General features: G+C 50.2%; 5 protein-coding genes. 2 read left to right on the forward strand and 3 right to left on the reverse strand.

Annotated features, from left to right (window positions below):
• Positions 1 to 1,265 (forward strand): hypothetical protein (locus tag OB13_RS07935; protein ID WP_461489622.1); only part of this gene is annotated, 1,265 nt, incomplete at its 5' end.
• A 186-nt stretch (positions 1,266 to 1,451) separates the two neighbouring features.
• Here the strand turns inward: OB13_RS07935 and OB13_RS07940 are convergent.
• Positions 1,452 to 3,230 carry a chloride channel protein gene (locus OB13_RS07940; RefSeq protein WP_461489623.1) on the reverse strand — a complete coding sequence of 593 codons (1,779 nt, stop codon included), beginning with the start codon at positions 3,228 to 3,230 and terminating at the stop codon, positions 1,452 to 1,454.
• A 196-nt stretch (positions 3,231 to 3,426) separates the two neighbouring features.
• Between OB13_RS07940 and OB13_RS07945 the strand changes: the two genes are divergently transcribed.
• The gene (locus OB13_RS07945; protein ID WP_461489624.1) at positions 3,427 to 4,233 is read left to right on the forward strand and encodes a metallophosphoesterase; all 807 of its coding nucleotides are present in this window, start codon (positions 3,427 to 3,429) and stop codon (positions 4,231 to 4,233) included.
• A gap of 112 nt (positions 4,234 to 4,345) precedes the next feature.
• Here the strand turns inward: OB13_RS07945 and nhaA are convergent, their stop codons facing one another.
• Both nhaA and OB13_RS07955 read right to left on the reverse strand, forming a co-directional pair.
• Entirely contained in the window at positions 4,346 to 5,677 is a 1,332-nt protein-coding gene (gene nhaA, locus OB13_RS07950; RefSeq protein ID WP_461489625.1) for a Na+/H+ antiporter NhaA, read from the reverse strand.
• An 81-nt stretch (positions 5,678 to 5,758) separates the two neighbouring features.
• Entirely contained in the window at positions 5,759 to 6,397 is a 639-nt protein-coding gene (locus OB13_RS07955) for a carbonic anhydrase (RefSeq protein WP_461489626.1), read from the reverse strand.
• Between the last annotated feature and the right edge of the window lie 65 nt (positions 6,398 to 6,462).

Consider the following 6,462-nt stretch of genomic DNA (forward strand, 5'->3'; position numbering starts at 1 on the left):
CCACACATCAGCACAAGCCCCTGCATGCATCCCTGCAGGGCATTGCCAAAGACCTTAGAATTAAAAGGATCAACCTTGAGGATGGAACTTTGCGGATCAGGCAAAGCAGAAAAGCGGCTACAGATAAGATTTCGCTCGAAAACTTCAGGATTGAAGTAAAGGACCTGAAACTCGACTCTGCCTCATTCCACCAGGACAACAGGGCTTACTACGCCCGAAGCATGGACTTGCAATCTGGTAAAGCTACTTTTTTATTGAAGGAGGGCACTTACCGCATACAGGCGGGCGCAGTGAAAGCAAATACGGCTGATGGAACCCTCAATATCGGCAACCTCCGGGTGATTCCCCTGCTCAAAAATGCAGAACTGGCACAGCGTAAAGGCAGAGCCGTGTCAACGTTGCATGCCGAGGTTCCTGAAATCAATATCAGCGGCATAGACTATCGCCTGCATTCCCGGTATAATCACCTGGTAGCTGAACTTGTGGCGTTGAAGAAGCCAAGCCTTCGTGTATACATGGACCGGAAGAATTTCCCCCAAAAAGGAAATAAGCCCCTGCCACATGATTTTGTTCAGGAGCTAAAGACAGGTATAGCACTCCCTGAAATCAAGGTAGAGGGTATGCGCATCCGTTACGAAGAGCTGGCTCCGGAGGCTACGGAGAAAGGAGTAATCCGGCTTGAAAATATGGACATTACGATCACGAATGTCACGAATGATAAGGAACGGATGTCTGCCAAAAAGCCGGCTGTAGTGGAGGCCAAGGCCAATATCAATGGCGACGTGCCTATTGCCATGACCGTACGCCTTGACCTGCTGGACCCAAATGCTTACCATACCATACAAGCTACCCTTGGCCCGGGCAATCCCGCAACTCTGAATCCTATCCTGGAACCCACTGCTTTTATGAGTATAAAATCAGGGCAGCTGCAGCAAAGTGAGGTCGACTTGCAGCTTTACCGTAACAAGGCGACGGGCAAACTCTATGTGCGCTATACAGATTTTAAAGTCGACATACTCACCAAGGACGAGGATAAGCGGCAATCGTTTGGCAAGAAAGTACTCTCCAAGGTAGCCAACAAGGTGGTGATAAAATCCGATAATCCGAAAGAAGGAGAGGAACTACGAGTTGGCAACATACAAGTCGAACGGGCGAAACACCGCTCAGTTTTTAATTACTGGAAGGACTGCCTGATGAGCGGTTTCCGAAGTGCAGCAGGGGTTGAGAGCTTTGGAGCCGATCTGGAAAATCCGGACAGAAAATGATGGGAGTTTAGGAGTTGGGGAGTTAGAAAGTTTAGGAGTTAGAAAGTTATGAAGGATTGAAAACCTCATTCACTACCTCCGGCAAAACTAATGAGATCGGCTCAGAAAACATTACCAATATCAATTGACAAGGAACATATAGCCATACCCAACCCATCCCCAAAACTCCAAAACTCTCTAACTCTTTTAATTCGCTGTTGTTTTGATAAGTAGTTTGCGGTATTTCGTGAAGATACTTGATTTGGAAACGAACCCGATGTATTGCTCTTTATTTAACACGGGCAGGTTCCAGGCACCGGTTTCGTCAAATTTTTTCATCACCTCCGTCATGGTATCTGTAGCCTGTACGATATCCGGAGGTTTGATCATCAGCTCTCTGGCCTGCACCAGGTCATACTTTTCGGTTTTGAACATGATCTCCCGCACATTTTCCAACAGGATGATGCCCTTCAGTTTTTGTTCTTCATCCACAACCGGGTAAATATTCCGGCGCGAGTGGGCGATGACTTGCACCAGTTCGCCCAAAGTTGTATCCGGCGTTACGGTATGAAAATCTGTTTCAACCAGATGCCGGATCTGCAGGATACGCAGCACGGTTCTGTCTTTATTGGGGGTCAGCAGTTCGTCTTTCTGAGCAAGTTTTTTGGTGTCGAGTGAGAATGGCTCATAGTACTTGACGAGCGCGTAGGCCGTGGCCGATACGATCATCAGCGGAATCATGAGGGTGTACCCGCCCGAGATCTCGGCTATCAGGAAAACGGCGGTAAGGGGCGCATGCATCACGCCACTCAGGATTCCGGCCATACCTACTATCGTGAAGCTGCTTTCCGGGATAGTGCTTATCTGCAACATGTTGGTGAGCCGCGAAAAAAAGAAGCCGGTATGGGCTCCCACAAACATGGAAGGAGCAAAATTTCCGCCGTTGCCACCGCCTGCAATGGTAAAGGTGGTGGCTGCAACTTTTACGAGCGCCAGCATACCTACAAAACAGAGCAGCAGCCACTCATTTGTACCAAAAAATGAAAGCCAGCTGTCTTGCAGCAGGCTGGCAGCATTCCCGCTCTCCAACAATTTGATACTATTGTAGCCTTCGCCAAACAGCGGCGGGAAAAGCATGATGAGCAGACCCAGCAAAGTACCACCGATCAGGGCGCGGCGGTAAGGCTGGTGCTGGTATGGCTCAAATAGAGCTTCCATGCGCCAGGCCGAGCGGCTATAATAGACAGACATCAATCCGGTCAGAAGACCTAACAGCACATAAAAAGGCACATGGGATGCTTCAAAAACATTAACCTGGTCAGCAAAAAACAGAATTTCTTCCCGCAGGATGATCCGGGAGCAGAGGGCGCCCACTACAGCCGACATAATCAGCGGAATAAAAGCCGAGATGCTGATATCGGTAAGCAGAACCTCTATGGCGAACAGCACACCGGCTATGGGTGCATTGAACACTGCGGCTATACCTGCCGCCGCACCACAGGCCAGCAGCAAAGTACGGTCCCGGTAGTTGAGGTGATATTCGCGTCCGAAGTTGGAGCCGATGGCTGAGCCGGTGACCACAATAGGTGACTCGAGACCTGCTGATCCGCCAAAGCCTGCCGTAATACCGCTGGTGAGTACGTGCGAATACATTTTGTGCGACTCCACGATGCTTGATTTCTGCGAGATAATGTGCAGGATGCTGGCCGTACCCCGACCCAGTAAGCCGCTATACAGCACCTGCACCATGAAAACAACCAGCAGGATACCAATCAGTGGAAACACTACCAGCCAAAGCGGCTGCTCCAGCAGGCGGTTGCCATAAGCCAGCAAAACCTGAATGTAGTGTACCAGCGTCTTGAGTGCGACGGCAGCCAGACCGGCAGTTAATCCTACCAATACACTGGATATCAGTACAAATTCACGGGAAGAGGTGTGCCGTCGTAACCAGAGAAGCGGAATTTTAAACTTTTTGAGATAAGGCATTGGAAACGAAAGGCTCCTGTCGGCCGAAGTTTTAGAAAAAGCTAAAGTAACAAGATTTAATGCCGCGCTCAAGTAACCGGAGGCCAAACTGTGCAAAAAACTTATCAAAAATGTGGCCTGTAGTCTAACCAGAAGCCCTGTTTTTAAGTTATTATACAGGTTGAGTTAAGATGGGATGTTTGCAGGAGATTTTTTTATGATACAAGAACCAGACAGGAGTGGCAATTTGATTTTGAAGAATCTGCATGGTCACTTTCACATTATAGGAGACGTGCACGGTTGCTTTGACGAGTTGCTGACTTTGCTGCTAAAACTAGGCTACCAGGTAGACGAGGATAAGGAAAGCAACAGGTATATCGTGCTGCCCCCTTCCGGGTGCATGGCTTTGTTTGTAGGTGACCTGGTAGACCGAGGCCCCAATTCGCCCGAAGTACTGCGGCTCGTGATGGACATGGTGGACCAGAATGTGGCCCTTTGTGTAAGTGGCAACCACGACGATAAATTATACCGGAAACTGATGGGCCGGAATGTGCAGGTGCGGCATGGGTTGGAACTGACCATGGCCCAACTCGAAAAGTATGATAAAGCCTTTCACGATCGGGTGAGACAATTTCTGGGTCACCTGCCCCATCACATAATTCTGGATGAAGGACGACTGGTAATCGCACATGCCGGACTGGAGGAGCGCCTCCACGGTCGTCACAGCAAATCTGTGCGCGACCTTTGTCTCTACGGCCCTACGACCGGTGAACTGGATGCGCACGGACTGCCGGTGCGACTCGACTGGGCAGCCGAATATTCAGGCGTAGCGGTAGTAGTATACGGGCATACGCCGGTTCAGGAGCCGAGCTGGAAAAACAACACGATCAACATCGATACCGGTTGCGTGTTCGGCGGAAAGCTGACGGCCCTTACCTATCCTGATCACATTCTGACTACTGTAGAAGCTTTTGATACCTACGCGGAGTCTGTAAGGCCTTTTCTGCATCCCTCGCCGCACTAATCTAAAAAGGCCGAATATCTATACTATTTGAGCTTATGCTGTATAGGGAAAGGACTGATACGAAAACGTATCAGTTTTTTTGTGGAAGTAAACCTGCTCGCCCGAAGTAAATTTACTCTTTCACAACCAGCGAAAGAAGCAGAAAACCCGCCACAGCGGCTACAGCTGAAGCGCATAGGATGCTGATTTTTATAATCGTCATCAGATTGTTGCCTTCAAAAATTTCCAAAGCGACAAAGAGAGACATCGTAAAACCTGTACCTGCCAGCAGACCGGCGCCCACTACCTGCGGCCAGGTGATGTCGTGCGGTTTGGTTGCCACTTTGAGCACGGAGGCAATCCAGCTGAAAAGCAGTATACCTATGGGCTTTCCGACTACCAGCCCCATGAATATACCTAGCGGAACCGGCCCCAAAAGATCTCCCAGTTCAAAACTGTTGTAGGCAAAAGCAGCAGTTGAAAGTGCGAACAGTGGCAACACAAAATAGGCTGCCCATGGAAGCAGCTGGTGCAGCAGCCTGCGCAACGGCGATAAAGACCTGCTGCAGTTTGCCTTCAAGGTATGGACGGTAGCCTGGTAGTCTTCTTCTGTTTCTTCTTCGGGATCCGCGCGTTTGATCCTATGCAGTGCATGAAGTTCTCCCAAAATATCATCGGCTGTGCTGATAAATTCTTCTTCCCTTACCCGCGAACGAACCGGGATGACCAGCGCCAGCAGTACACCTGCTACAGCAGCATTTACACCCGCTACCAGCAAAGCAGCCCACATGACCAGTCCCAGCAACAGGTATAGCCACATGCTGCGGTTGCGCAAAGCCCGTAATACGACCAGCAATCCGAATATACCGGTGCCCACAGACAAGGCCAGCAGATTTGTCACCGTGCTATACAGTATAACCGTGGGCAGGAGGGAGCCGATTGACTGAAGTATGGCAAGCGAGGAGAGAAACAGCCGGAGAGAAAACGGAACACTTTTCCCGAGCATGGCCAGCATGGCTAAGGCGCAAGCTACATCCGTTGCCAGCGGTATACCCCAGCCTCTTTGAGTTTCCAGGCCATGGGTAAAGTATAGGTATACACCGGCCGATGCAGTCATACCGCCTATGGCCGCAGCTATCGGAAAGGCGGCGCTCCGGAAAGACGCCAGCTCACCGGATCGGTACATGCGTTTGACCTCCAGCCCGATGACCAGGTAAAAAACAGCCATCAGAGTGCTGTTGATCCAGAAGGAAAAAGGCCTGGATAATTGAAATTTGCCAAAGACTATGGTCAGAGGCGAATGCCAGGCTTGCTGGTAGGTATAGCCCCAGGGTGAATTGAGCCAGGCAAGTGCCACTAAGGTTAAAAACAAAACCAGGAGGCCGCTCCGGGCCTGGGCACGGGCAAACTCCTGGAAGGGGTAAACGATCCGGCGAAGTAACAAAGGCTTTGCTGCTGGTTCCAATAGGGTATAAAACTATAGAGATATAAAATTATACCTAAGACGTACCGGCAGTTGAAAAGTTTTGTCGTGCCCGCTACCGGATCAGATAGTGGTAGGAACGAGCCCTAGCTCTTTCCACTCCTGCAGCGGTAGGGGTAGATCGATGATGTGGCCTGACTTGATGTCCAGCACCCAGCCGTGGACTTTCGGATATTTTCCGGATTTAAAGGCCCGGTGCATCACGGAGGTTTTGCAGATGTTCCGTACCTGCGCCAACACATTGTATTCAGCCAGGCGGTTCAATCGCTCCGTCTCGTTTGGTATCTGGTCCAGCTCCTGCTTGTTCTGCAGGTATAGCTCGCGAATCGGGTTTACCCAGCTCTCGACCACACCTGTGGCAGTACCCCGGTAAGCTGCTTCCACACCACCGCAACAGTAGTGTCCGCAGATGACAATGTGCTGAACTCCCAGCGCCTCTACGGCATATTCCAGCACGGCCAGTAGGTTCATATCGGTCAGGGAGACCTGGTTGGCTACATTACGGTGGATGAACAGTTCGCCTGGCTCGGTTTTGGTAAAGCTGTTGAGTGGCATCCGGCTATCCGAACAGCCGATGAAAAGAAAGGGAGGCTTTTGACCTGCCGCTAATTGTTGAAAATAGCCCGGGTCCTGCTGCAGTTTCTCTTCTGCCCAAGTCAGGTTGTTTTTAATGAGGTCTTCGTATGAATGGTAGTGCATCATAAGCAGCTTGTTTGGTTATTGTGTGATGAAGGTAGGTATAGAAGATTAAACTCAGATTAAAACGA

Source organism: Pontibacter sp. HJ8, from assembly GCF_054824225.1.

What these genes read in the sequence shown, in the direction of transcription:
- OB13_RS07940 (WP_461489623.1), bottom strand. Translation starts at nt 3,230, where the DNA reads ATGCCTTATCTCAAAAAGTTTAAAATTCCGCTTCTCTGGTTACGACGG.
- OB13_RS07945 (WP_461489624.1), top strand. Translation starts at nt 3,427, where the DNA reads ATGATACAAGAACCAGACAGGAGTGGCAATTTGATTTTGAAGAATCTG.
- OB13_RS07955 (WP_461489626.1), bottom strand. Translation starts at nt 6,397, where the DNA reads ATGATGCACTACCATTCATACGAAGACCTCATTAAAAACAACCTGACT.